The sequence below is a fragment of the Streptomyces sp. NPDC005963 genome (assembly GCF_040638655.1).
Lineage (GTDB): Bacteria > Actinomycetota > Actinomycetes > Streptomycetales > Streptomycetaceae > Streptomyces.
The window spans coordinates 141,585-164,338 of record NZ_JBEXVD010000017.1 but is presented as its reverse complement, the minus strand read 5'-3'; the positions used below and the strand labels follow the sequence as shown (position 1 = coordinate 164,338).

At 67.9% G+C, this 22,754-nt stretch carries 14 protein-coding genes; 9 read left to right on the top strand and 5 right to left on the bottom strand.

Annotated elements, in window-relative coordinates; all coding sequences use genetic code 11:
* The first annotated feature begins 1 nt into the window (after nt 1).
* The 5 genes from mtrA (at nt 2) to ABZ348_RS22550 (ending at nt 7,611) form a co-directional block, all read left to right on the top strand.
* On the top strand, nt 2-691 hold the full coding sequence (gene mtrA, locus ABZ348_RS22570; protein ID WP_329019759.1) for a two-component system response regulator MtrA: 690 nt from the start codon (nt 2-4) through the stop codon (nt 689-691).
* Between the two features lies 1 nt (nt 692).
* The gene (gene mtrB, locus ABZ348_RS22565; protein ID WP_358935710.1) at nt 693-2,729 is read left to right on the top strand and encodes an MtrAB system histidine kinase MtrB; all 2,037 of its coding nucleotides are present in this window, start codon (nt 693-695) and stop codon (nt 2,727-2,729) included.
* 85 nt (nt 2,730-2,814) lie between these two features.
* The gene (locus tag ABZ348_RS22560) at nt 2,815-4,566 is read left to right on the top strand and encodes an LpqB family beta-propeller domain-containing protein (RefSeq protein WP_358935745.1); all 1,752 of its coding nucleotides are present in this window, start codon (nt 2,815-2,817) and stop codon (nt 4,564-4,566) included.
* 1,391 nt (nt 4,567-5,957) lie between these two features.
* Nucleotides 5,958-6,650 (top strand): ribosome-associated translation inhibitor RaiA, encoded by a 693-nt coding sequence (gene raiA / locus ABZ348_RS22555; protein WP_358935743.1) that lies wholly within the window; start codon nt 5,958-5,960, stop codon nt 6,648-6,650.
* A gap of 205 nt (nt 6,651-6,855) precedes the next feature.
* Entirely contained in the window at nt 6,856-7,611 is a 756-nt protein-coding gene (locus ABZ348_RS22550) for a response regulator transcription factor (RefSeq protein ID WP_358935709.1), read from the top strand.
* A 179-nt stretch (nt 7,612-7,790) separates the two neighbouring features.
* Here ABZ348_RS22550 and ABZ348_RS22545 read toward each other — a convergent pair whose 3' ends face one another.
* Entirely contained in the window at nt 7,791-8,954 is a 1,164-nt protein-coding gene (locus tag ABZ348_RS22545; RefSeq protein WP_358935708.1) for a crosslink repair DNA glycosylase YcaQ family protein, read from the bottom strand.
* 117 nt (nt 8,955-9,071) lie between these two features.
* Nucleotides 9,072-9,647: a GNAT family N-acetyltransferase gene (locus ABZ348_RS22540; protein ID WP_358935706.1), complete on the bottom strand. Its 576-nt coding sequence runs from the start codon at nt 9,645-9,647 to the stop codon at nt 9,072-9,074.
* Between the two features lie 236 nt (nt 9,648-9,883).
* On the opposite strand from ABZ348_RS22540, the gene secA reads away from it, so the two are divergent.
* Nucleotides 9,884-12,691: a preprotein translocase subunit SecA gene (secA, locus tag ABZ348_RS22535; protein WP_358935704.1), complete on the top strand. Its 2,808-nt coding sequence runs from the start codon at nt 9,884-9,886 to the stop codon at nt 12,689-12,691.
* Nucleotides 12,692-12,959: 268 nt separating this feature from the next.
* Here secA and ABZ348_RS22530 read toward each other — a convergent pair whose 3' ends face one another.
* A complete protein-coding gene (locus ABZ348_RS22530) occupies nt 12,960-13,382 on the bottom strand; it encodes an Rv3235 family protein (protein WP_358935702.1) in 423 nt (140 codons plus the stop codon).
* Between the two features lie 278 nt (nt 13,383-13,660).
* Here ABZ348_RS22530 and ABZ348_RS22525 point away from each other — a divergent pair, with 278 nt between their 5' ends.
* Both ABZ348_RS22525 and ABZ348_RS22520 read left to right on the top strand, forming a co-directional pair.
* Complete coding sequence (locus ABZ348_RS22525) at nt 13,661-14,167, top strand: hypothetical protein (protein WP_358935700.1); 507 nt, start codon at nt 13,661-13,663, stop codon at nt 14,165-14,167.
* Between the two features lie 79 nt (nt 14,168-14,246).
* Entirely contained in the window at nt 14,247-14,924 is a 678-nt protein-coding gene (locus ABZ348_RS22520) for an HAD hydrolase-like protein (RefSeq protein WP_358935698.1), read from the top strand.
* Nucleotides 14,925-15,404: 480 nt separating this feature from the next.
* On the opposite strand, the gene ABZ348_RS22515 is transcribed toward ABZ348_RS22520, so the two are convergent.
* Nucleotides 15,405-15,968, bottom strand: coding sequence for a DJ-1/PfpI family protein (locus ABZ348_RS22515; RefSeq protein WP_358935696.1), 564 nt, complete (start codon nt 15,966-15,968; stop codon nt 15,405-15,407).
* Between the two features lie 468 nt (nt 15,969-16,436).
* Here ABZ348_RS22515 and ABZ348_RS22510 point away from each other — a divergent pair, with 468 nt between their 5' ends.
* On the top strand, nt 16,437-21,374 hold the full coding sequence (locus tag ABZ348_RS22510; RefSeq protein ID WP_358935694.1) for an NAD-glutamate dehydrogenase: 4,938 nt from the start codon (nt 16,437-16,439) through the stop codon (nt 21,372-21,374).
* A gap of 60 nt (nt 21,375-21,434) precedes the next feature.
* Here ABZ348_RS22510 and ABZ348_RS22505 read toward each other — a convergent pair whose 3' ends face one another.
* Nucleotides 21,435-22,661, bottom strand: a complete 1,227-nt coding sequence (locus tag ABZ348_RS22505) for a glycosyltransferase family 87 protein (protein WP_358935692.1) — start codon at nt 22,659-22,661, stop codon at nt 21,435-21,437.
* Between the last annotated feature and the right edge of the window lie 93 nt (nt 22,662-22,754).

Here is a 22,754-nt window from a genome sequence, read left to right as displayed (position 1 = left end):
GATGATGTCGTTTATGAAGGGACGAGTCCTTGTCGTCGATGACGACACCGCACTGGCCGAGATGCTCGGGATTGTGCTGCGTGGTGAAGGTTTCGAGCCGTCTTTTGTAGCGGACGGTGACAAGGCACTTGCCGCTTTCCGTGAAGCCAAGCCGGATCTTGTACTGCTGGACCTCATGCTCCCCGGGCGGGACGGCATTGAAGTCTGCCGTCTGATCAGGGCCGAGTCCGGCGTGCCGATCGTGATGCTCACCGCCAAGAGCGACACGGTGGACGTCGTCGTGGGCCTTGAGTCCGGTGCCGATGACTACATCATCAAACCGTTCAAACCGAAGGAGCTGGTGGCCAGGATCAGGGCGAGGCTGCGCAGGTCGGAGGAGCCCGCACCCGAGCAGTTGGCCATCGGGGACCTCGTCATCGACGTGGCCGGCCACTCGGTGAAGCGGGAAGGCCAGTCGATCGCACTCACCCCGCTTGAGTTCGACCTCCTCGTCGCGCTCGCCCGCAAGCCGTGGCAGGTGTTCACCCGTGAGGTCCTGCTGGAGCAGGTGTGGGGCTACCGTCACGCGGCTGACACCAGGCTGGTGAACGTCCACGTACAGCGGCTGCGCTCCAAGGTGGAGAAGGATCCTGAGCGTCCGGAGATCGTGGTGACCGTCCGTGGTGTCGGTTACAAGGCCGGGCCGAGCTGATATGCCTCACGGCAGTGTCGCTCCGCCGCCCGGGCAGCCGGGAGTCCGTACGGGGCGGACTGCCGGAACGGAATCATGGCCGTCGCGAATCGGCCGGTTGCTGCAAGGCGGCCGGTCGGATCGGGACGGTGAGCCCGGACGTCTTCTGGTGCGTCTCCTCATGCGCTGGGTGCGGCGTCCGCTGCTGCCGGCAGTACGGCTCTGGCGTCGGAACATCCAGCTCCGGATCGTGGTCACCACCCTGCTGATGTCACTGGGCGTGGTCGTCCTGCTCGGATTCGTCGTGATCGGGCAGGTGCGCAACGGTCTGCTCGACGCGAAGGGCAAAGCAGCCCAGAGCCAGGCCGCCGGCGGGTTCGCCGTGGCCCGGGAGCGGGCCAACGCGCTGCTCGGGCCCGGCCCGGGTGGCGCGGACGGCGACGGGCAGGCCGCCACCAGTTCCTGGCGGTCCGATCTGGTGGAACAACTCGCCAGCGGTGGCCAGGGCGCGTTCAACGTGGTCGCGCTGAGTCCCGAATCCGCCGGTGAGGGCGGCCCCAACCACGGTCCTCGCACCTCCGGCGGCGTCGACGTCGCCTCCATCCCCGAAACGCTCCGCACCACCGTCGGTCAGAGCACGGGAACGTACGAGACCTACATCCAGATCAAGTACAAGGACGACGAACGCGAACCGCAGGCAGGGCTCGTCGTCGGCACGCGGCTCACCGACATCGAGAACAATCCGTACGAGCTGTACTACCTCTTCCCGCTCGCGCAGGAGCAGCAGTCCCTGAACCTCGTCAGGGGCACTCTGGCGACCGCCGGTCTGTTCGTCGTGGTCCTGCTCGGAGCGATCGCCTGGTTGGTGGTCCGGCAGATCGTCACGCCCGTGCGGATGGCCGCGGGAATCGCCGAACGGCTCTCGGCCGGGCGGCTCCAGGAGCGGATGAAGGTCACGGGCGAGGACGACATCGCGCGACTCGGCGAAGCCTTCAACAAGATGGCCCAGAACCTCCAGCTCAAGATCCAGCAGCTGGAGGAGTTGTCACGGATGCAGCGCCGCTTTGTCTCGGACGTCTCCCACGAACTGCGCACCCCCTTGACGACGGTCCGCATGGCTGCGGATGTGATCCACGAGGCCCGGAGCGACTTCGATCCGGTGACCGCCCGCTCCGCGGAACTGCTGGGCGACCAGTTGGACCGCTTTGAGTCGCTGCTCTCCGATCTGCTGGAGATCAGTCGCTTCGACGCGGGGGCGGCTGCCCTGGAGGCGGAGGCCATAGACCTGCGCGAGGTCGTTCGTCGAGTGATCGGTGGGGCAGAGCCACTGGCCGACCGCAAGGGCACGCGCATACGCGTGATCGGTGACGAGCAACCCGTGGTGGCGGAGGCCGATGCCCGCAGGGTAGAGCGGGTGCTGCGGAATCTCGTGGTCAACGCCGTGGAGCACGGGGAAGGCCGTGACGTTGTCGTGCGGATGGCGGTCGCGGGCGGAGCCGTCGCGATCGCGGTGCGGGACTACGGCGTCGGACTCAAGCCGGGCGAGGCCACCCGGGTGTTCAACCGCTTCTGGCGGGCCGACCCCGCGAGGGCGCGCACCACCGGGGGCACCGGGCTCGGCCTCTCCATCGCCGTGGAGGACGCTCGACTGCACGGCGGCTGGCTCCAGGCGTGGGGCGAGCCGGGCGGAGGCTCCCAGTTCCGGTTGACCCTGCCCCGTACGGCGGACGAGCCGCTGCGCGGGTCACCGATACCGCTGGAGCCCGAGGACTCGCGCCAGAACCGTGAGCGGGCCGTGACCGCACGTGCCGACGGCGTGGAGTCGAAGGTGAACGGACGCTCGTCGACGCCCCTGCCCGCCCAGGCGGCCTCGTCGCACTCGCCGTTGTCCGTACCATCTCGGGTACCTCCGCCGCCGAGGACCGCGCCCGCAGGGGTCGATCCGGCTGCCCTGCCGGGAAGCGGCGCGCGGGTGGTGGCGCGCCCCGCAGGCGGGCGCCAGGAAGATGCCGCAGCGGAGACGTTCGCGGACCAGGAGGACACGACTCGTGGGCGTTGAACGCCAAGGCAAGAGCCGTCGCGGAACGCTGCGTCTCGGCGTGGTGCTCGGTAGCGGCAGCATGTTGCTCGCGGGGTGCGCATCGATGCCCGAGAGCGGGGACGTTCGTGCCGTGAAGGCATCGCCGCGTGCGGACTCCCAAGTCAGGGTGGACGCCGTACCGCCGCGGCCGGGTGCTCAGCCCGGTGAGATAGTCGCCGGTTTCCTCGAAGCGATGACCAGCGACGACGCCAACTTCGCCACCGCGAGGACTTATCTCTCCGCGGGCATGGCCAAGGAGTGGCGGCCGGAGGCACAGACGATCGTCCTGGCCTCGGCGCCCAATCTGGGCGATGCGATCCAGGGTCCCCCCGAGAACCCGGGAGTGGACTTCCCACTGCTCGGACAGCAGATCGCGGCCGTGGACGCCCAGCACGCCTACCAGGCGATCACTCCGGCGGACTACCGGGTGACGATCCACCTCTCCACGCAGAACGGCCCCGAGGGACCGGAGTGGCGCATCGACAACCTGCCTCCGGGCCTGGTGCTCGGCGCCTCCGACTTCCAGCGCAACTACCTTCCGGTGAACAAGTACTACTTTGCCGCCGGGCGCAACAACCGCGTCGCCGACCCGATCTTCATCCGTCAGCGGATGGACCCGGTGACCTTGATGGACCCGGTGACCCAGTCGGTCAAAGCCCTGCTCGACGGTCCGACGAACTGGTTGAAGCCCGTCGTCGAATCGTTCTTCCCGGCTGGTACGACGCTGAAGGAAGGCGTCAAGTCGTTGACCATCGACGACCGGAACGCGTTGAAGGTGCCGCTGAACAAGAAAGCGTCGGGCGTCGGGCGTCCGGAGTGCAACAAGATGGCTGCGCAGATCCTCTTCACCCTCAAGGACCTGTCGTCCACGAGGATCGGCCAGGTGGAGCTCCAGCGCTCCGACGGCACTCAACTGTGCGTGCTCGACAGTGGTCAGCAGGACGGGTACGCGCCGGATCACTCGGCCGCCCGGGCGGGCAACCAGTACTTCGTTGACCAGAAGAGCCGCCTCGCCCTACTGCCCGACGACGCGAAGGAGGCCCCCGAGCCCGTACCTGGGGCGCTGGGGGCGGGGCAGTTGCCGCTGGGACCGATTGCCGTCGCCCGTGACGAGACCATCGCAGCCGCGGTCGCGCAGGACGCTCGTCAGCTGTTCGTCGCGCCGATCACCTCGATCGACGCCCCGGCGACCACGCTCGTCCAGAGCAAGGGCAAGGGTCGGGACGAGCGGCTGTCGGCCCCCAGCTGGGACGGGCGCGGCGATCTGTGGGTCGCTGACCGGGACCCGGCGCATCCACGGCTGCTGATGTCCGTGGGCGGCGCCACCGCACCCGTACCCGTCAACATCGCCCCGGGGCTCGACGGCGCGCGGATCGAGTCCCTGAAGGTCTCCGTGGACGGTACGCGGATCGCCCTGCTGTTGAAGGAGCGCGGCGCTACGACTCTGAAGATCGGCCGGGTGGAGCGCAAGGGGCCCAAGAGCGCACCGGTGGTCACCGTCGCCGACCTCCGTCCGGCAGCACCCCAGATGGAGACGGTGACCTCGGTTTCCTGGGCCGGACCCAGCCGCCTGGTGGTGGTGGGCAAGGAAGCCGGTGGAGTCCAGCAGGTGCGCTATATCCAGACGAACGGCTTCAGCTCGCCTTCTGCGGTGCTGCCGGGGTTGAACAGCGTGACGGCGGTTACCGCATCCGACGACGAGCAGCGTCCCTTGGTGGCCCTGTCCGGGGACGGCATCGTGCGGCTCCCCGCCGGGTCGGGCTGGCAGACGGTGGTGATCAAGGGGGCCGGCTCGCATCCCGTCTACCCCGGTTGACCGGGCGCCTGGTGTAGGTCAGTGCGCGGTGCTCCTCATTCATCAGGGTCATGCATTCTGAGTAAATGTGCAGCTCAGAGCATCACTGGGTGAGTTATCCACAGGGGTGGCGGGGGCGCGGAGACCTTGGCACAGTGGGGACATGCGGGGGTGGTGGCAGGAGATCGCGGGCCTGGTGCTGCCGGCCGTCTGCGGTGGCTGTGGTGCTCCCCGCACGCCGCTGTGCGAAGAGTGCGCGCATGAGCTGTACGGCTCCGCTGCGCGCCGTGCCAGGCCGACCCCCGAGCCCAGGGGTCTGCCTGCGGTGTACGCGGCTGCGCCGTACGCCGATGAGGTGCGTGCGCTCCTCATTGCGCACAAGGAGCGGGGGGCCTTGGGGCTGGCCCATCCGCTCGGCCTCGCCCTGGCGGGGGCCGTGAGCGCTGTCGCTCTGACGGGTCGGGGTGCGGTCGGGCCATTGCTTCTCGTACCCGTGCCGTCAGCCCGGCGTGCGGTGCGGGCCAGGGGCCACGACCCGACCCGGCGTATCGCCCTGGCCGCTGCGCGGGAGCTGCGTCGCGGGGGATGTGAAGCACGGGTTCTTCCGGTACTTCGCCAACAGCGGGAAGTCCTTGATCAGGCCGGCCTGACAGCCGCGCAGCGGGCCCAGAATCTCGCGGGGGCACTGGAGCTGGTCCCGGGCGCCCGGCGGCTCCTGGCAGGGGGCAGAGCGGTGCTGGTGGATGACGTGATGACTACGGGTGCCTCCCTGGCCGAAGGGGCGAGGGTCATCAGTCGGTCTATGGGTGGGGTGCTGTCGTCCGGGCCGCAGTGTGAGGCCGAGCGCCCGGACGGGTTCCCCGCCCCAAGGGGAAACGTCTCCGGCGCGGCCCCCTCGGGGTCTTCCAGTGAGCCGTGGGTCCGGGGCGAGATGCGAAGGAGCAGGAGGGGAGGATCGACGGATGAGCACAGGATTGAGACCGGGGATACGGGGGCACTTTCTGGATTCACACAGCCGTGCGCGGCGGTTGTTGCGGCACCAGCGGTTTCCTTGGAAATAGAACGGAACTGATCGGGTACGCGCAACGTTGCAGGTAGTAAGAGATGAAAGACCTTGAAACGGAGGTACGCGCTGGTAGCGGGTGCCGAGACCCGTCCGATCGAGCTATGTTCGGTTGTGAGGACGTGCGAATAAGGAGGCCGTACCCCATCGAATGCACTGCCGGGCTTCTGGCCAGGGATTCGGGGCAACGAGAAACCTCGAAAGTTGATGGGGTGGGGATCTTGTCGACTGGGGAGGAGGAGGTGAAAGTCGCCTAGTCCGAGACTTCGGTAATCACCGAGGTCTGGTGCAAGAGGGAGACGCTCCGCAGCTGATGAGCGAGCGGAGCAATCCGGGAACGGAGTTCTGCGTGGACATCGTCGTCAAGGGCCGCAAGACCGAGGTACCCGAGCGGTTCCGCAAGCACGTGGCCGAGAAGCTGAAGCTGGACAAGATCCAGAAGCTCGACGCCAAGGTGATCAGCCTGGACGTTGAGGTGTCCAAGGAGCCCAACCCGCGGCAGGCAGAGCGTTCTGACCGCGTGGAGATCACCCTTCACTCCCGGGGTCCTGTGATCCGTGCGGAGGCCGCGGCCGGTGACCCGTATGCCGCTCTCGACCTCGCCACGGGCAAATTGGAGGCGCGGCTGCGCAAGCAGCACGACAAGCGCCACACCCGCCGTGGCAACGGACGACTGTCGGCGGCCGAAGTGGCGGATGTGGTTCCCGGCGTTGCTGAACTGGACGCCAATGGCCGCCCCCCGGCACCCGAGGTGCCGGAGACCATTCCCACCACCAAGATCGGCTCGCTCGAAGTGCAGGGCGAAGGACCGCTGGTGGTTCGCGAGAAGGTCCACACGGCGGCACCCATGACACTCGACCAAGCGCTCTACGAGATGGAGCTGGTCGGGCACGACTTCTATCTCTTCGTCGACTCTGAGACGAAGCAGCCCAGTGTCGTCTACCGACGACACGCCTACGACTACGGCGTCATCCACCTGGAGACGGACCCCTTGGCAGGCACTGACCAGGGCGGCGGCGCCGGAGGTGCGCTCGGCGGCTGACCCGGCCGTTCCCCTTTTGAACAGGAGTCGTGGTGCCCCTGAAGCGCCCCGTGCGCCGTCAGGGGCACCACTGTGCGACCCAAAGGATCACCGTTTCGCGGTCCGGGCATGAAAGCATGGCGGTGTAGTGCCAACCGGTGCGCCATGCACTGGTGTTGGTCAACCTGACATGCCCTTCAGGCCACTGCCTTCAGGGGGAGGAACGATGGCGCACAGCTTCGGGCCGGTGCACGACCACACGGCCGACGCCGGAGACAGAGTCGCCGGGGCCGACCCGGCCGCCGCGGGCAGCTCCCGCGGCGAGCCGATCCGGGTCCTCGTGGTGGACGACCATGCGCTCTTCCGGAGAGGGCTGGAGATCGTCCTCGCCCAGGAGGAGGACATCCAGGTCGTCGGCGAGGCGGGAGACGGTGCAGAAGCGGTGGACAAGGCCGCTGACCTGCTGCCCGACATCGTGTTGATGGATGTGAGGATGCCGCGTCGAGGCGGTATCGAAGCCTGTACCTCCATCAAGGAGGTGGCCCCGAGCGCGAAGATCATCATGCTGACGATCAGCGACGAGGAGGCCGATCTCTACGACGCCATCAAGGCGGGGGCCACCGGCTACCTCCTCAAAGAGATCTCCACGGACGAAGTGGCGACCGCGATCCGTGCCGTTGCCGATGGACAGTCCCAGATCAGTCCGTCGATGGCGTCAAAGCTCCTGACCGAGTTCAAGTCGATGATCCAGCGCACCGATGAGCGTCGTCTGGTCCCGGCGCCCCGGTTGACCGATCGTGAGCTCGAAGTCCTCAAACTGGTCGCCACCGGGATGAACAACCGCGACATCGCGAAAGAGTTGTTCATCTCCGAGAACACGGTGAAGAATCACGTGCGCAACATCCTGGAGAAGCTCCAACTGCACTCGCGGATGGAAGCCGTGGTCTACGCGATGCGCGAGAAGATCCTGGAGATCCGCTAGCGGCCGGCGCGCCCTGCTGGCCGTACGGATTCGTATGCCCCGACGGGCGCGTCGACGGCCTTGACGGGCGGTCATGACCCTGGGTGCCTGAGAGATCGGCGGCCATGAGTCCTCACGAGCACCGTTCTCTCCCGAAGGTTCCCTGCCGAGTCAGGACGGAACCAAGCCGAACCAGGGCCTCAGCCGAGGGCCGAGATGAGGGCGGGGGCGAGCTCCGCGCTGTCCACCCGCTCCACCCGCACGCTGTCACAGCCCACCCACCCGGCCGCCTCCCGCAACGCCTGTGCCATGGGGGCCACGGCTTTGGGCGATTCCAGCGAGACCTGCCTCGCGACGAGCGTGGTGCCCTCACGGGCGGGGTCCACCCGGCCCAGCAGTCGCCCGCCCGCCAGCAGCGGCATCGCGAAGTAGCCGTACACCCGCTTCGGTTTCGGTACGTACGCCTCAAGGCGGTGGGTGAAGCCGAAGATGCGTTCCGTACGGGCACGTTCCCAGATCAGAGAGTCGAACGGGGAGAGCAGGGTGGTCCGGTGCCGCCCCCGAGGCACCGTGGCCAGGGCTCGGGGATCCGCCCATGCGGGCTTCGTCCAGCCCTCCACCGTGACCGGCACCAGACCGGTCTCGGCGATGACCGCATCGAACTGCTCGCCCTTCAACCGGTGATAGTCCGCGATGTCCGCCCTCGTCCCCACTCCGAGCGCTTCCCCGGCGAGCCGGACGAGGCGGCGCAGACACTCCGAATCGCTCAGCTCCATGCCGAGGAACTCATCCGGGATCGCCCGCTCCGCGAGGTCGTAGACCCGCTTCCAGCCGCGCCGCTCGGTGCAGACCACCTCGCCGTACATCAGGGCCCGCTCCACGGCGACCTTGGAGGCGGACCAGTCCCACCACTCCCCGCCGTTCTTCGCGCCCCCCAGCTCGGTCGCGGTCAAGGGCCCCTCCGTCTGGAGCTGCTTGATCACCGTTTCGTAGGCGCCGTCCGGAAGGTCGTGGTGCCACGGCGGGCGGGCACGGTAGGCACGGCGACGGAACCCGAAGTAGGGCCACTCCTCCACGGGCAGGATGCAGGCGGCGTGTGACCAGTACTCGAAGCTGTGGCCGTCCGTCCAGTACGCGTCCTCGACGGTCCGGCGGTCCACCGCGCCCAGGCGCGCGTACGGGATCAGCTCGTGCGAGCGCGCCAGCACCGAGATGGTGTCCAGTTGCACGGCGCCCAGGTGCCGCAACACACCGCGCACTCCGGCCCGGCGGTCGGGCGCACCCAGGAACCCTTGGGCGCGCAGCGCTATCCGGCGCGCCTCGTCGGCGGAGAGGTCGGCGGCGGGCGACGGCAGCATGGTCATGCTCCGCACGATAGACGCGGGCACTGACATCCGAGGACTCCGTCTTCCGTCATGGAGCCGCGGGAGTCGATAGGTCGACCATGATGGAACCGTGGTGCGCTCGGGCTGCGGATGCGGTCACCGTGGGGCGGGAAGATAGGCGTACGTGCTGGTCAGCCCCAGGTCTGAGGGAAGCAGCGAGCCCACCCACGTGTCCCGCAACGTGTCCTTGTTCATCAGGGCGGCCCGCAGGGTGCCCTCGATCGTGAATCCGGCCTTCTCGGCGACCGCACGCGATCCCGTGTTCCCCACCTCGGCCCGCCACTCCAGCCGGGTCGCGCCGAGCCGGGTGAAGGTCCAGTGGGCGAGGGCGGCGACGCTCTCCGTCATGACTCCACGCCCGCGGTGCTCCTTGGTCGTCCAGAAGCCGATCTCCCACGTGCCCGAGTAGGTGCGCAGGGTGACGGCGATCGAGGCCATCAGCGGTCCGCCGGTCCGCGGCAGTACGGCGAAGGTGCACATCGTGCCGTTGGCCCAGCCCTCGGGCACCATCTGTTCGGTGAACTCGGCGGCGTGTTCGCGGGCGTACGGGGAAGGCACCGTGGTCCAGCGTTGGATGTCCGGGTCCTGGCACGCCTGGTGGACCGCGTCGGTGTCGTCGGCCGTGAAGGTCCGTAGCAGGAGGCGCTCGGTGGTGAGTGTGATGGGGTCCATGGCCGGATTCTGCTGGGGGCACCGGACGGATGCGAGCACTTTTCACGCCTCACCGGCACCTTCCGCGCATCCCGTGCGTTCTTCATGCGGGTAACAGCGAGCCCTGCCGACCGTGGACCTCCCGACCCGGTGCGGTCCTCGCTTACGATGGCCGTTGCGGTGGGGCCCGCCTGCCGTGCCCGTGCCAGTGTCCATCACGACCTAGCCAGGCCCGATCGGCAAGGAGACCAGCCTCAGTGTCCGTCTTCAACAAGCTCATGCGTGCAGGCGAAGGCAAGATCCTGCGCAAACTGCACCGCATTGCGGACCAGGTCAACTCCATCGAAGAGGACTTCGTCAGCCTCTCCGACGCCGAGTTGCGGGCGCTCACGGAAGAGTACAAGGAGCGTTACGCCGACGGCGAAAGCCTCGACGACCTGCTTCCTGAGGCGTTCGCCACCGTCCGCGAGGCAGCCAAGCGCGTGCTCGGCCAGCGTCACTACGACGTACAGCTGATGGGTGGCGCCGCGCTGCACCTCGGCTATGTCGCCGAGATGAAGACCGGTGAGGGCAAGACCCTCGTCGGCACCCTTCCCACGTACTTGAACGCGCTCTCCAACAAGGGCGTGCACCTGATCACGGTCAACGACTACCTGGCCGAGCGCGACTCCGAGATGATGGGCCGCGTCCACAAGTTCCTGGGACTGTCCGTCGGCTGCATCCTGGCGAACATGACGCCCGCGCAGCGGCGCGAGCAGTACGCCTGTGACATCACCTACGGCACGAACAACGAGTTCGGCTTCGACTACCTGCGCGACAACATGGCCTGGTCGCAGGACGAGCTGGTCCAGCGCGGCCACAACTTCGCCGTCGTCGACGAGGTCGACTCGATCCTCGTCGACGAAGCCCGTACGCCGTTGATCATTTCCGGACCCGCCGACCAGGCCACCAAGTGGTACGGAGACTTCGCGAAGCTGGTGAAGCGCCTGACCAAGGGCGAGCCCGGCAACCCCCTCAAGGGGATCGAGGAGACCGGCGACTACGAGGTCGACGAGAAGAAGCGGACCGTCGCGATCCATGAGTCCGGCGTCGCCAAGGTCGAGGACTGGCTGGGCATCGACAACCTCTACGAGTCGGTGAACACCCCCCTGGTCGGCTATCTGAACAACGCGATCAAGGCCAAGGAACTCTTCAAGAAGGACAAGGACTACGTCGTCATCGACGGCGAAGTCATGATCGTCGACGAGCACACCGGTCGAATCCTCGCCGGCCGCCGCTACAACGAGGGCATGCACCAGGCGATCGAGGCGAAGGAAGGGGTGGATATCAAGGACGAGAACCAGACCCTCGCCACGATCACCCTCCAGAACTTCTTCCTCCTCTACGGCAAGCTCTCCGGAATGACCGGTACCGCGATGACGGAAGCGGCCGAGTTCCACCAGATCTACAAGCTCGGTGTCGTTCCGATCCCGACGAACCGACCGATGGTCCGCAAGGACCAGTCCGACCTCATCTACCGCACCGAGGTCGCCAAGTTCGCCGCCGTGGTCGACGACATCGAGGAGAAGCACGAGAAGGGGCAGCCGATCCTGGTCGGCACCACTTCGGTCGAGAAGTCCGAGTACCTCTCGCAGCAGCTCAACAAGCGCGGCATCCAGCACGAGGTGCTCAACGCCAAGCAGCACGACCGGGAAGCGATCATCGTCGCCCAGGCGGGCCGCAAGGGTGCCGTCACCGTCGCCACGAACATGGCCGGCCGTGGTACAGACATCAAGCTCGGCGGCAACCCCGACGACCTCGCCGAGGCGGAGCTGCGCCAGCAGGGCCTCGACCCGGTCGAGCACGTCGAGGAGTGGGCCGCGGCCCTCCCCTCCGCCCTGGAGAAGGCCGAGCAGGCCGTCAAGGCGGAGTTCGAGGAGGTCAAGGACCTCGGTGGGCTCTATGTGCTGGGTACCGAGCGCCATGAGTCACGCCGCATCGACAACCAGCTGCGCGGTCGTAGCGGTCGCCAGGGAGACCCGGGCGAGTCCCGTTTCTACCTCTCGCTGGGTGACGACCTGATGCGTCTGTTCAAGGCGCAGATGGTCGAGCGCGTGATGGCCATGGCCAATGTGCCGGACGACGTTCCGATCGAGAACAAGATGGTCACCCGGGCCATCGCTTCCGCGCAGTCGCAGGTCGAGCAGCAGAACTTCGAGACGCGCAAGAACGTCCTGAAGTACGACGACGTGCTCAACCGCCAGCGCAAGGTGATCTACGCCGAGCGTCGCCGTGTCCTGGAGGGCGAGGACCTGCACGAGCAGATCCGTCACTTCATGGACGACACCATCGACGCCTACATCCAGGCCGAGACCGTTGAGGGCTTTGCCGAGGAGTGGGACCTCGACCGGCTGTGGGGCGCCTTCAAGCAGCTCTACCCGGTGAAGGCGAGCATCGAGGAGCTGGAGGAAGCGGCCGGCGACCGGGTCGGAATCACGGCCGAGTTCATCGCCGAGTCCATCAAGGACGACATCCACGAGCAGTACGACGAGCGGGAGAAGCAGCTCGGCTCCGAGATCATGCGAGAGCTGGAGCGGCGTGTGGTGCTCTCGGTCCTCGACCGCAAGTGGCGTGAGCACCTCTACGAGATGGACTACCTCCAGGAGGGCATCGGCCTGCGCGCGATGGCGCAGAAGGACCCCCTGGTGGAGTACCAGCGCGAGGGCTTCGACATGTTCACCGCGATGATGGACGGCATCAAGGAGGAGTCCGTCGGCTATCTGTTCAACCTGGAGGTCCAGGTCGAGCAGCAGGTCGAGGAGGTGCCGGTGGAGGACTCGGCGCAGCGCACGTCGCTCGACAAGACTGTGCCCGCCGCCCGCCCCGAGATCCGGGCGAAGGGTCTGGAGACTCCGCAGCGTCCGAACCGTCTGCACTTCTCCGCACCCACGGTCGACGGAGAGGGCGGTGTCGTCGAAGGGGACTTCACCAACGACGGACAGCCCGCGCGGGCTGAGTCGGACGGCATGACGAGGGCGGAGCGCCGCAAGGCGCAGCGCAGCTCGGGGCGTCGTCGCAAGAAGTAGGGACGCTCCCGGGGCCGCCCCGGGTGCCCCACGAGTACGTGTGGTCGGGCCGGACATCGTTGAGATGTCCGGCCCGACCGTTTTCGTGGTGTGCGTCCAGCAGGACGTACCCCGCCGGTGGGGCCTCGGGTGCGCGGTCGGTCGGGCGCTGCTGCGTCGGCCGGCGCGTGCGGGTCCAGCCTGGCCGTACAGGCCCCGGTCGGGGGCGCAGATACCGATTGGCGGTCAGGACGACGGGTCTTGTCCGTACCTCGTCGTGGGAAGGGTTCTAGCCGGGAACGCCGATCCGCTCGCCCCCGAGTTCCACGGCGGCGCATCGCCAACGTTGGTCGGCGCCTTGTTCGAGGCGGAAGGCCATGGCGCTCACCCTGTCCCCCGAACCGATGCGGGCGAAGGCCTCGATCACGCCCGGGCCGGGGTGGAACTCGCCGCAGTGGCGGACGACGGGAGTGACCCGGTCCGCGGGGCGCAGGGGTGCCCCGGGGGCCAGCCGTACGAGCTGTTCGTACGCCTCGCCGATGGTGTGGCCCAGCATCCAGTGCACGGGGCGTTGACCGCTGAGCACTGCGAGGAGGCGATCCGCGAACCAGTAGTGCGGTCGATCCTGGCGCCGTGCGCGGGCTGTCGCGGATGCTGCGGCGGCAGCGGGCCTGCGCTGGTCGCGTCGTCCTGCCGGCCGTGTCCTGTCCATGGTGTCGTCCCCCGTCGGCTGGGCCCGGCCATTCGCTACCGGGCGGTAACTTCGTGTTGATCTTCTACGGGGTGCGACGGATGGACGCAAGGGTCCGTCTGCTCGGACGGCCCTCGGGGAAAGATCACCTATCAGGGTGAGCGGAGCGAGTCCGGGCCCTGGTCGCGACGGTGGGAAGGGGACCGGGGTGGACGCCTTCTCGGGCCGGCAAGGGCACTCCGAAGGGGGACCCCGCACGTATCCTGAGGGCGTCTGTCGACTAGGAAAGCGGTCAGCCCATGCGCGTCTACGTCCCCCTGACCCTCTCCGGTCTCACAGAGGCGCACAAGGTCGGTGAGCTGGGACCCGGCCCGGTGACCGCGTACGGCGTCACGCCCGGGCTGCGCGAGTGGTACCTCTCCGACGATGTCGAGGAACTGGAGTACGCGGCACTCAACCGTGCCGCCGCGGCCTCGCTGCGAATGATCGCGGGGCGGCCTGACGAGCGTCCACGACGGGTCGTCGTGGCGATAGACGTCGCCGACCAGGATGCCGTCGCGGACCCGGACCGGGCCCTCGACGCCAGTTCGCTCGGTGAGGTGACCATTGCCGTCGCCCTGCCCTTGACGAAGGCAGCGGCGGTGCACGTCGACGCGGACGACGCCGTGGACGACGTGAGCGCTGCCGCTGCTGCCCTGGGCGCGGCAGACCAGGGCGATGACGACGCACAGTTCATCGTCGACGGTGCGGAAGACCACGAGCTGCTGTGGTTCGGGGTGCAGGAGATTCCGGCATTGATTGGGTGATGGCCGGAGGTGCATTCCTCTGACCTGCGGATTCCCTGGGGCAGAGTCGATTGTCAGACCCGGCGGGTACGGTTTTTCCATGGGGAAGCACCGGGGCACTCACGATGCCCATCTCGTCTGGGATTGGAACGGCACACTGCTCGATGACATCACCGCGGTCATCGGGGCGACGAACGCTGCGTTCGCGGAGATAGGTCTCGCGCCGATCACGCTGGAGCGCTATCGGGAGATGTACTGCGTGCCGGTTCCCCGGTTCTACGAGCGGTTGCTGGGGAGGCTGCCGACGGACGAGGAGTGGGACTCCATGGACGTTACCTTCCACCGGTACTACAGCGAGCATCGGATCGGCTGCGGGCTGACCCGAGGGGCCGAAGAGCTGCTGGGGGAGTGGCGCCGGGCGGGGCGCAGCCAGTCCCTCCTCAGCATGTACGGGCACGACGAGTTGATACCGATCGTCCGTGGATACGGTATCGAGGGCCATTTCCTGCGGGTGGAGGGGCGCAAGGGCCGGTCCGGCGGCTCCAAGGCGATCCATATGGAAGCCCATCTCGCCGCACTGGCCGATGCCGCCGCTCCGGAACGCACGGTGGTCATCGGCGATGCCGCCGACGATGCGATAGCCGCGGCACACGTGGGGGCCCGGGCCGTGCTGTACACGGGGGGATCACACAGCAGGGCGAACCTGGAGTCGGTGGGCGTGCCGGTGGTGGACAGTTTGGAAGAGGCCGTCGCGGTGGCGATAGACCTCGTCGCCTAGGGTCGTTCGTTTGGAGCAGACGGGGTGGGCAAGCGGGGCAGCGCCGCCCTCGGTGAGCGTCCTGGCTCCAAGGTGAGGTCCGCCGGGAAGCATCACCAGGGGCGAATGCACGAGCAGCCCAGGCCCTCGGCGACTCCATCCGACTCCGAACGCGCGGGCGGGTAGAGAAGTCCCGTCCGTGAACCGATGCCTGGCCGGTGCCTGCCCGGGCCGCCGCCCGAGCAGGTCACCCCCACCTGGTGGGACAGGACTAGTCATCCCAGTCCGGCATCACCCTCCGAACGACGGTCGAGCGGCCTCGGGGGCGCCGGGGCTCGGTTCTCCCCCCTGCCTCAGCTGCTCCGCCGGGCCGGATCACGACCATCCCGGCCCGACCGCGGCCTGACCACCGTGGCCCGGAGCGTCGGTGCGGCTCCGGAGCATCACTGACCCTGAACGACAGGCCTGACCACCCGATCGGCGGCTTCACCCCCACCCGGCCTATTCCTTCGTGGTCGCGGCCAGCACCTTGAGGAACTCCCGCATCCACGACGGGTGATCGGGCCATGCACGAGAGGAGACGAGAGTGCCGTCCACCACAGCTTCCGCGTCCTGGAAGCTTGCCCCGGCGGCCTGCATATCCAGCTCCAACGCCGGATACGCGGTGACGCGGCGGCCTTCCAGACCGCCGATCGCCGCGGTCAGCAGTGGGCCGTGACAGATCTGGGCCACCGGCTTGTCCGCATCGAAGAAGGCTTTGAGGATCTTGCGCAGCTCCGGATCGTTGCGTAGGTACTCCGGGGCTCGACCACCCGGAATGACCACCGCCACGTAGTCCCCGGGGTCCACTTCGGCGAACGCCAGGTCCGCCGGCCAGGTGTATCCGGGCTTCTCGGTGTAGGTGTCGAAGCCGGGTTCGAAGTCGTGCACCACGAACTGGAGCTTCTTACGGGTGGGGGCCGCAAGGTGCACCTCGTACCCCTCCTCCAGCAGCCGCTGGTACGGATAGAGAACTTCCAGGGACTCTGCTGCGTCGCCGGTGACGATCAGGACCTTGGCTGTCATGGGCTGCTCCCTGTGTCGGGCTGGCGGGCCTGGCGGGCCCGGAAAGGGCGTTTCCGGGCGGCGCTGGGGCCGTCTGCGGTGACCGTGTGTCGTCCATCGCCAACCTGCACCTCCCGGGACTGTTCGCCAAGAGGGCCTGTGTCGCTGTGCAGAGTGTCAAACTTCGCACCCCTCTTTTGTACACATAAGGCTCATGACGCTTCGGGGGTGCGGAGCGATAGCCTGGAGCAGTGATCAGCGCGATACGCCCTGGGGGCAGCGAAGCCCCCAGCCTTCGCCCGGAGCGCCACCGCGCCGGGGCGGTCGCCGATCCCCAAGCCCCTTGCCGATTGTTGATTTTTGTCGATTCCGGCTCGGGCAACTCTCATCGCGGCATAACGTCGACCCAGACCGGACACCCCGTGTCGTGGCGTTGCGTCGCTTCTTTCACCTACGTCACGCAACGGCGCGCGACAGGAGCCAGAGGACATGCAGACCAAGCTGGACGAAGCCAAGGCCGAGCTGCTCGCACGGGCCGCCCGGGTAGCTGAGAACAGTCCCGGCGGGGTGCATCACCCCACCGGGGAGGAGCAAGGCGAGAGTCCAGATCGGGACACCTTGCTCAGCTACCTCCAGCGCTACTACCTGCACACTGCCCCCGAGGACCTTGCGGACCGCGATCCGGTCGATGTCTACGGAGCGGCGCTTTCACACTACCGACTGGCCGAGGACCGGCCCCAGGGCACGGCCAATGTGCGGGTCCACACCCCGACGGTCGAGGAGAACGGCTGGACGTGCAGCCACTCCGTCGTCGAAGTGGTCACCGACGACATGCCCTTCCTCGTGGACTCGGTGACCAACGAGCTCTCCCGCCAGAGCCGTGGCATCCACGTGGTGATCCATCCACAGGTCACCGTGCGCCGTGACATCACGGGCAAGCTGATCGAGGTGCTCCCCACGGCGAAGCGGCCGAGGGACCCCAAGGACCTGCCGCACGATGCGTTGATCGAGTCCTGGATCCATGTGGAGATCGACCGCGAGACGGATCGTGCCGATCTCAAGGAGATCACCAACGACCTCCTGAGGGTCCTCTCCGATGTGCGCGAAGCCGTCGAAGACTGGGAGAAGATGCGCGAAGCCGCGCTGCGCATCGCCGATGAGCTCCCGACCGAACCCACCGCCGACGACCTCGCCGACCAGGAGGTCGAAGAGGCGCGCGAGCTCCTGCGGTGGCTGGCGGCGGACCACTTCACCTTTCTGGGCTTCCGGGAGTACACGCTCACGGAGAGTGATGCGCTGGCCGCTGTTCCCGGGACGGGGCTCGGCATCCTGCGTTCCGACCCGCACCACAGCGAGGACGAGGATCACCCGGTCAGCCCCTCCTTCTCCAGGCTTCCCGCGGACGCCCGTGCGAAGGCCCGCGAGCACAGGTTGCTCGTCCTGACCAAGGCCAACAGCCGGGCCACCGTCCACCGGCCCAGCTACCTCGACTACGTCGGGGTCAAGAAGTTCGACGCGGACGGCAACGTCATCGGTGAGCGGCGGTTCCTCGGCCTCTTCTCGTCCGCCGCGTACACCGAGTCCGTCCGCCGCATCCCCGTCATCCGCCGCCGGGTGGCCGAAGTCCTCGACGGCGCGGGCTTCTCGCCCAACAGCCACGACGGCCGCGACCTGCTCCAGATCCTGGAGACCTACCCGCGCGACGAGCTGTTCCAGACCCCCGTCGACCAGCTGCGCACCATCGCCACCAGCGTGCTCTACCTCCAGGAGCGCCGTCGGCTCAGGCTCTACCTCCGCCAGGACGAGTACGGCCGCTACTACTCCGCCCTCGTCTACCTGCCGCGCGACCGCTACACCACCGGCGTACGGCTGCGGCTGATCGACATCCTCAAGGAGGAGCTCGGCGGCACCAGCGTCGACTTCACCGCGTGGAACACCGAATCGATCCTCTCCCGCATCCACTTCGTGGTCCGGGTCGCGCCCGGCACCGAGCTGCCCCACCTCACCGATGCAGACACCGAGCGCATCGAGGCCCGGCTGGTCGAAGCTGCCCGCTCCTGGGCGGACGGGTTCTCCGACGCCCTCAACGCCGAACTGGGTGAGGAGCGCGCAGCCGAACTGCTCCGCCGCTACGGCAACGCCCTCCCCGAGGGGTACAAGGCCGACCACTCGCCGCGCTCCGCCGTCGCCGACCTGGTGCACCTGGAAGCGCTCACCGACTCCGGCCGCAACTTCGCGCTCTCCCTGTACGAGCCGGTCGGCGCCGGCCCCGGAGAGCGCCGCTTCAAGATCTACCGCACCGGCGAGCAGGTCTCCCTCTCCGCCGTCCTCCCGATCCTCCAGCGCCTCGGCTGCGAGGTCGTCGACGAGCGCCCGTACGAGCTGCGCTGCTCGGACCGCTCCCTGGTCTGGATCTACGACTTCGGTCTGCGGATGCCGCGCACCAACGGCGACCACCTCGCCGACGACGCCCGCGAGCGGTTCCAGGATGCCTTCGCGGCCGTGTGGACCGGTGAGGCGGAGAACGACGGCTTCAACTCCCTGGTCCTGGGCGCCGCGCTGAACTGGCGCCAGGCCATGGTGCTGCGCACGTACGCCAAGTACCTGCGCCAGGCCGGCTCGACCTTCAGCCAGGACTACATGGAGGACACCCTCCGTAACAACGTCCACACCACCCGGCTGCTGGTCTCCCTCTTCGAAGCACGGATGTCGCCCGGTCGGCAGAGCGCCGGAACCGAGCTGACCGACGGTCTGATGGAGGAGCTCGACGGCGCGCTCGACCAGGTGGCCAGCCTGGACGAGGACCGCATCCTGCGGTCCTTCCTCACCGTGATCAAGGCGACGCTGCGCACGAACTTCTTCCAGAAGGCCGACAGCGGCGCCTTCCACGGCTACGTGTCGATGAAGTTCGACCCCACGGCGATCCCCGATCTGCCCGCACCCCGCCCTGCGTACGAGATCTGGGTGTACTCCCCGCGTGTCGAGGGCGTCCACCTGCGGTTCGGCAAGGTCGCCCGCGGCGGTCTGCGCTGGTCCGACCGGCGCGAGGACTTCCGTACGGAGATCCTGGGCCTGGTCAAGGCACAGATGGTCAAGAACACCGTGATCGTCCCGGTCGGTGCCAAGGGCGGATTCGTCGCCAAGCAACTGCCCGATCCCTCGGTGGACCGGGACGCCTGGCTCGCCGAGGGCGTGTCCTGCTACAAGACGTTCATCTCGGCGCTGCTCGACATCACCGACAACCTGGTGGCGGGCGAGGTCGTACCGCCGGCGGACGTGGTCCGCCACGACGAGGACGACACCTATCTCGTCGTCGCCGCTGACAAGGGCACCGCCTCGTTCTCGGACATCGCCAACGAGGTCGCCGTCGCCTACGACTTCTGGCTCGGTGATGCGTTCGCGTCCGGCGGCTCCGCCGGATACGACCATAAGGGCATGGGCATCACCGCCCGGGGCGCCTGGGAGTCCGTGAAGCGGCACTTCCGCGAACTCGGTCACGACACCCAGACCGAGGACTTCACCGTCGTCGGCGTCGGTGACATGTCCGGTGACGTTTTCGGCAACGGCATGTTGCTCAGCGAGCACATCAGGTTGGTGGCCGCATTCGACCACCGACACATCTTTATCGACCCCAACCCGGACGCGGCCACCTCGTACGCGGAGCGCCGTCGTCTGTTCGAGCTGCCCCGCTCCAGCTGGGCCGACTACGACAAGGAACTGCTGTCGGCGGGAGGTGGCATCCACCCCCGTACCGCCAAGTCGATCCCCGTCAACGCGCAGATGCGCGCGGCGCTCGGGATCGCCGCCGGCATCTCCAAGGTCACCCCCGCCGAACTGATGCGCGCCGTGCTGCACGCTCCGGTGGATCTGCTCTGGAACGGCGGCATCGGGACGTACGTCAAGGCGTCCAGCGAGTCCAACGCGGACGTGGGCGACAAGGCCAACGACGCCATTCGCGTCAACGGCGAGGACCTGCGGGCCAAGGTCGTCGGCGAGGGCGGCAACCTGGGGCTCACCCAGCTCGGCCGGATCGAGTTCGACCGGATCGGCGGTCGGGTCAACACGGACGCCATCGACAACAGCGCAGGTGTGGACACCTCCGACCACGAGGTGAACATCAAGATCCTGCTGAACGGGCTGGTCGCCGACGGCGACCTCACCGTCAAGCAGCGCAACCAGCTCCTAGCGAAGATGACGGACGAGGTCGGCGCCCTCGTCCTGCGCAACAACTACGCCCAGAACACCGCACTCTCGAACGCGGTCACCCAGGCGCCCTCTCTGCTCCACGCCCACCAGCGGTACATGCGCCGGCTCGGCCGGGATGGTGCGCTCAACCGCGAACTGGAGTTCCTGCCGACCGACCGACAGATCCGGGAGCTACTCAACGGCGGCAAGGGCCTCAGCCAGCCCGAGCTGGCCGTTCTGATGGCGTACACCAAGATCACCACCGCTGATGAGTTGATCGTTACCACGCTCCCGGACGATCCGTATCTGCGCCGACTGCTGCACGCCTACTTCCCCAAGCCGTTGCGCGAGCAGTACCCGGACGCCGTCGACGGCCATGCGCTGCGTCGGGAGATCATCACCACCGTGCTGGTCAACGACACCGTCAACACCGGTGGTTCGACCTTCCTGCACCGACTGCGCGAGGAGACCGGAGCCTCCATCGAGGAGGTCGTGCGGGCGCAGACAGCGGCGCGTGCGATCTTCGGCCTCAGCGAGGTGTGGGATTCGGTGGAGGCACTCGACAACCAGGTCGCGGCCGACGTCCTGACCCGCATCCGGTTGCACTCGCGGCGGCTGGTGGAGCGTGGCACCCGCTGGCTGCTCGGCAACCGTCCGCAGCCGCTGGAGCTGGCCGAGACGGTCGAGTTCTTCGCGGAGCGCGTGGAGCAGGTCTGGGGACAGCTGGCGAAGATGCTGCGCGGCGAGGACCTCGACTGGTACCACGGCATCCTCAAGGAGCTGACCGAGGAGGGCGTTCCCGAGGAGTTGGCGGCCCGGGTGGCCGGGTTCTCCTCGGCCTTCCCCACCCTGGACATCGTGGCCATCGCCGATCGGACCCAGAAGGAGCCGATGGCGGTCGCCGAGGTGTACTACGACCTCGCCGATCGGCTGCGGATCACCCAGCTGATGGACCGGATCATCGAGTTGCCGCGCGAGGACCGCTGGCAGTCCATGGCCCGCGCCTCCATCCGTGAGGACCTGTACGCGGCCCATGCGATGCTCACCGCCGACGTGCTCTCGGTGGGCAACGGCAGCTCCAGCCCGGAGGAGCGGTTCGGGCAGTGGCAGGAGAAGAACGCCTCGATCCTGGCCCGGGCGCGCGGGACCCTGGAGGAGATCCAGGGGTCCGACACCTTCGATCTGGCGAACCTGTCGGTCGCGATGCGGACGATGCGCCAGTTGCTGCGGACGCACAGCTGAGCTGACGGCCGCTCTAGGCGGACCGCAGGGGAATCCCGGGCCCACGGGGTGCCCCTGCGGTCATGCGCTCGCCCGCCAGAGCCGCCGGCAGGACAGCACCGCGGCGGTCAGGAGCAGTCCGTTCCGCAGAACCATCAGCAGACAGCCGAGCGGAGTGCCCGCCACCACGTCCTCGTACAGCAGGGGGAAGGCCAGGGAGGTCAGACAGGCCGCGGGCAGCATCAGCAGGGCGACGGAACGCTGTGTGGTGCGCCGGCTGGTGAGGCAGACCGCGGCGAGTCCGAGCAGCCAGATCATGTACTGCGGACTGATGACCCGGCTGGTGATGGTGAAGAGCAGGACGGCGGTGAATGCGGCGTCGAGGGGGGTGGCCGGGTCCCAGCGGCGGGCACGGGCGCGCCAGAGCACCAGCCAGCCCAGTGCCAGCACGCTCAGCAGCAGGAGGAGCCGCGTCATCTCGGCGGTGTAGGGGCCGACCAGCTCGAACGCCCCGTACTGGAAGCGGACCTCGCCACTCCAGCCGCCGAGCCGTGCCAGTTGCAGCGCGGTTCCACCGAGGGACTCGATCTGCACCCCGCGTTCGCCCTGCTGTTGCAGAAAGCTGAGGGGATGGCTGAATCCCAGCACCAGTACGAGCAGGAGTACGGCGGCGGAGGTGGCGGCGGATGACCAGACGGCTCGTGTGGTACGTCCCCGAGGGGTTCCCACGAGGGTGAGCAGGGGCCACACCTTGATCATTGCGCCGATCCCGGCGAGTGCCCCACCGGTGCGCGGGTTCCGCCGCAGGGCGAGGAGCGCCAGCACGGCGACGGCGGTGACGGGCACGTCGTAGCGGGCGAGCGGCAGATGCAGCAGCAAGGGCAGCCCGCACACCCACAGCCAGGCGCCCTGGTCGCCCGCGCGGGCGAGGGCCCAGGTGATCACGGCGTCGGCGAGGAGGATCAGGGCGACGAACGCCTGGAAGTACGTCAACCACGGCAGCAGGGCGGGCGCGAGGAAGACCAGTGCGGCGCCGGGCGGATACTGCCAGGTGGGGTCGTCGAGCGGGAAGGCGCCCCGGCTGAGTTGCTCGTACCAGTGGTGGTAGAGCGTGTGCACCTCACCCGCCACCCCCGAGTCGCCGACGCGGTCGACGAGCAGCAGGAGGACCAGACCGATCCGGGTGATCGTCCAGACACCCGCGAGCAGGGCGGCGTTCCGGCGGGCGGTTCGGTCCGGCGGGGGTTTCCTCGGTCCGAGGGACAGGGGGTGGCCGACCGGGAGCGGGGCGATCCGAGGGGACGTCATCAGCCCGCACCTTAGCCCGCTTTGGGTGTTTTTCTCGCTATTTATTAGGCGGTGCGAAGGTAGCGGCGGTCCCTGGGCCCACACGGGACTCTG

Bases quoted from the DNA above. Each gene is read 5' to 3' on its own strand.
- ABZ348_RS22540 (WP_358935706.1), bottom strand. From the start codon at position 9,647: ATGGACCCCATCACACTCACCACCGAGCGCCTCCTGCTACGGACCTTC.
- ABZ348_RS22505 (WP_358935692.1), bottom strand. From the start codon at position 22,661: ATGACGTCCCCTCGGATCGCCCCGCTCCCGGTCGGCCACCCCCTGTCC.
- ABZ348_RS22515 (WP_358935696.1), bottom strand. From the start codon at position 15,968: ATGACAGCCAAGGTCCTGATCGTCACCGGCGACGCAGCAGAGTCCCTG.
- mtrB (WP_358935710.1), top strand. From the start codon at position 693: ATGCCTCACGGCAGTGTCGCTCCGCCGCCCGGGCAGCCGGGAGTCCGT.
- ABZ348_RS22525 (WP_358935700.1), top strand. From the start codon at position 13,661: ATGCGCGTCTACGTCCCCCTGACCCTCTCCGGTCTCACAGAGGCGCAC.
- ABZ348_RS22560 (WP_358935745.1), top strand. From the start codon at position 2,815: ATGCCCGAGAGCGGGGACGTTCGTGCCGTGAAGGCATCGCCGCGTGCG.
- ABZ348_RS22550 (WP_358935709.1), top strand. From the start codon at position 6,856: ATGGCGCACAGCTTCGGGCCGGTGCACGACCACACGGCCGACGCCGGA.
- mtrA (WP_329019759.1), top strand. From the start codon at position 2: ATGATGTCGTTTATGAAGGGACGAGTCCTTGTCGTCGATGACGACACC.
- ABZ348_RS22520 (WP_358935698.1), top strand. From the start codon at position 14,247: ATGGGGAAGCACCGGGGCACTCACGATGCCCATCTCGTCTGGGATTGG.
- ABZ348_RS22510 (WP_358935694.1), top strand. From the start codon at position 16,437: ATGCAGACCAAGCTGGACGAAGCCAAGGCCGAGCTGCTCGCACGGGCC.
- ABZ348_RS22545 (WP_358935708.1), bottom strand. From the start codon at position 8,954: ATGACCATGCTGCCGTCGCCCGCCGCCGACCTCTCCGCCGACGAGGCG.
- ABZ348_RS22530 (WP_358935702.1), bottom strand. From the start codon at position 13,382: ATGGACAGGACACGGCCGGCAGGACGACGCGACCAGCGCAGGCCCGCT.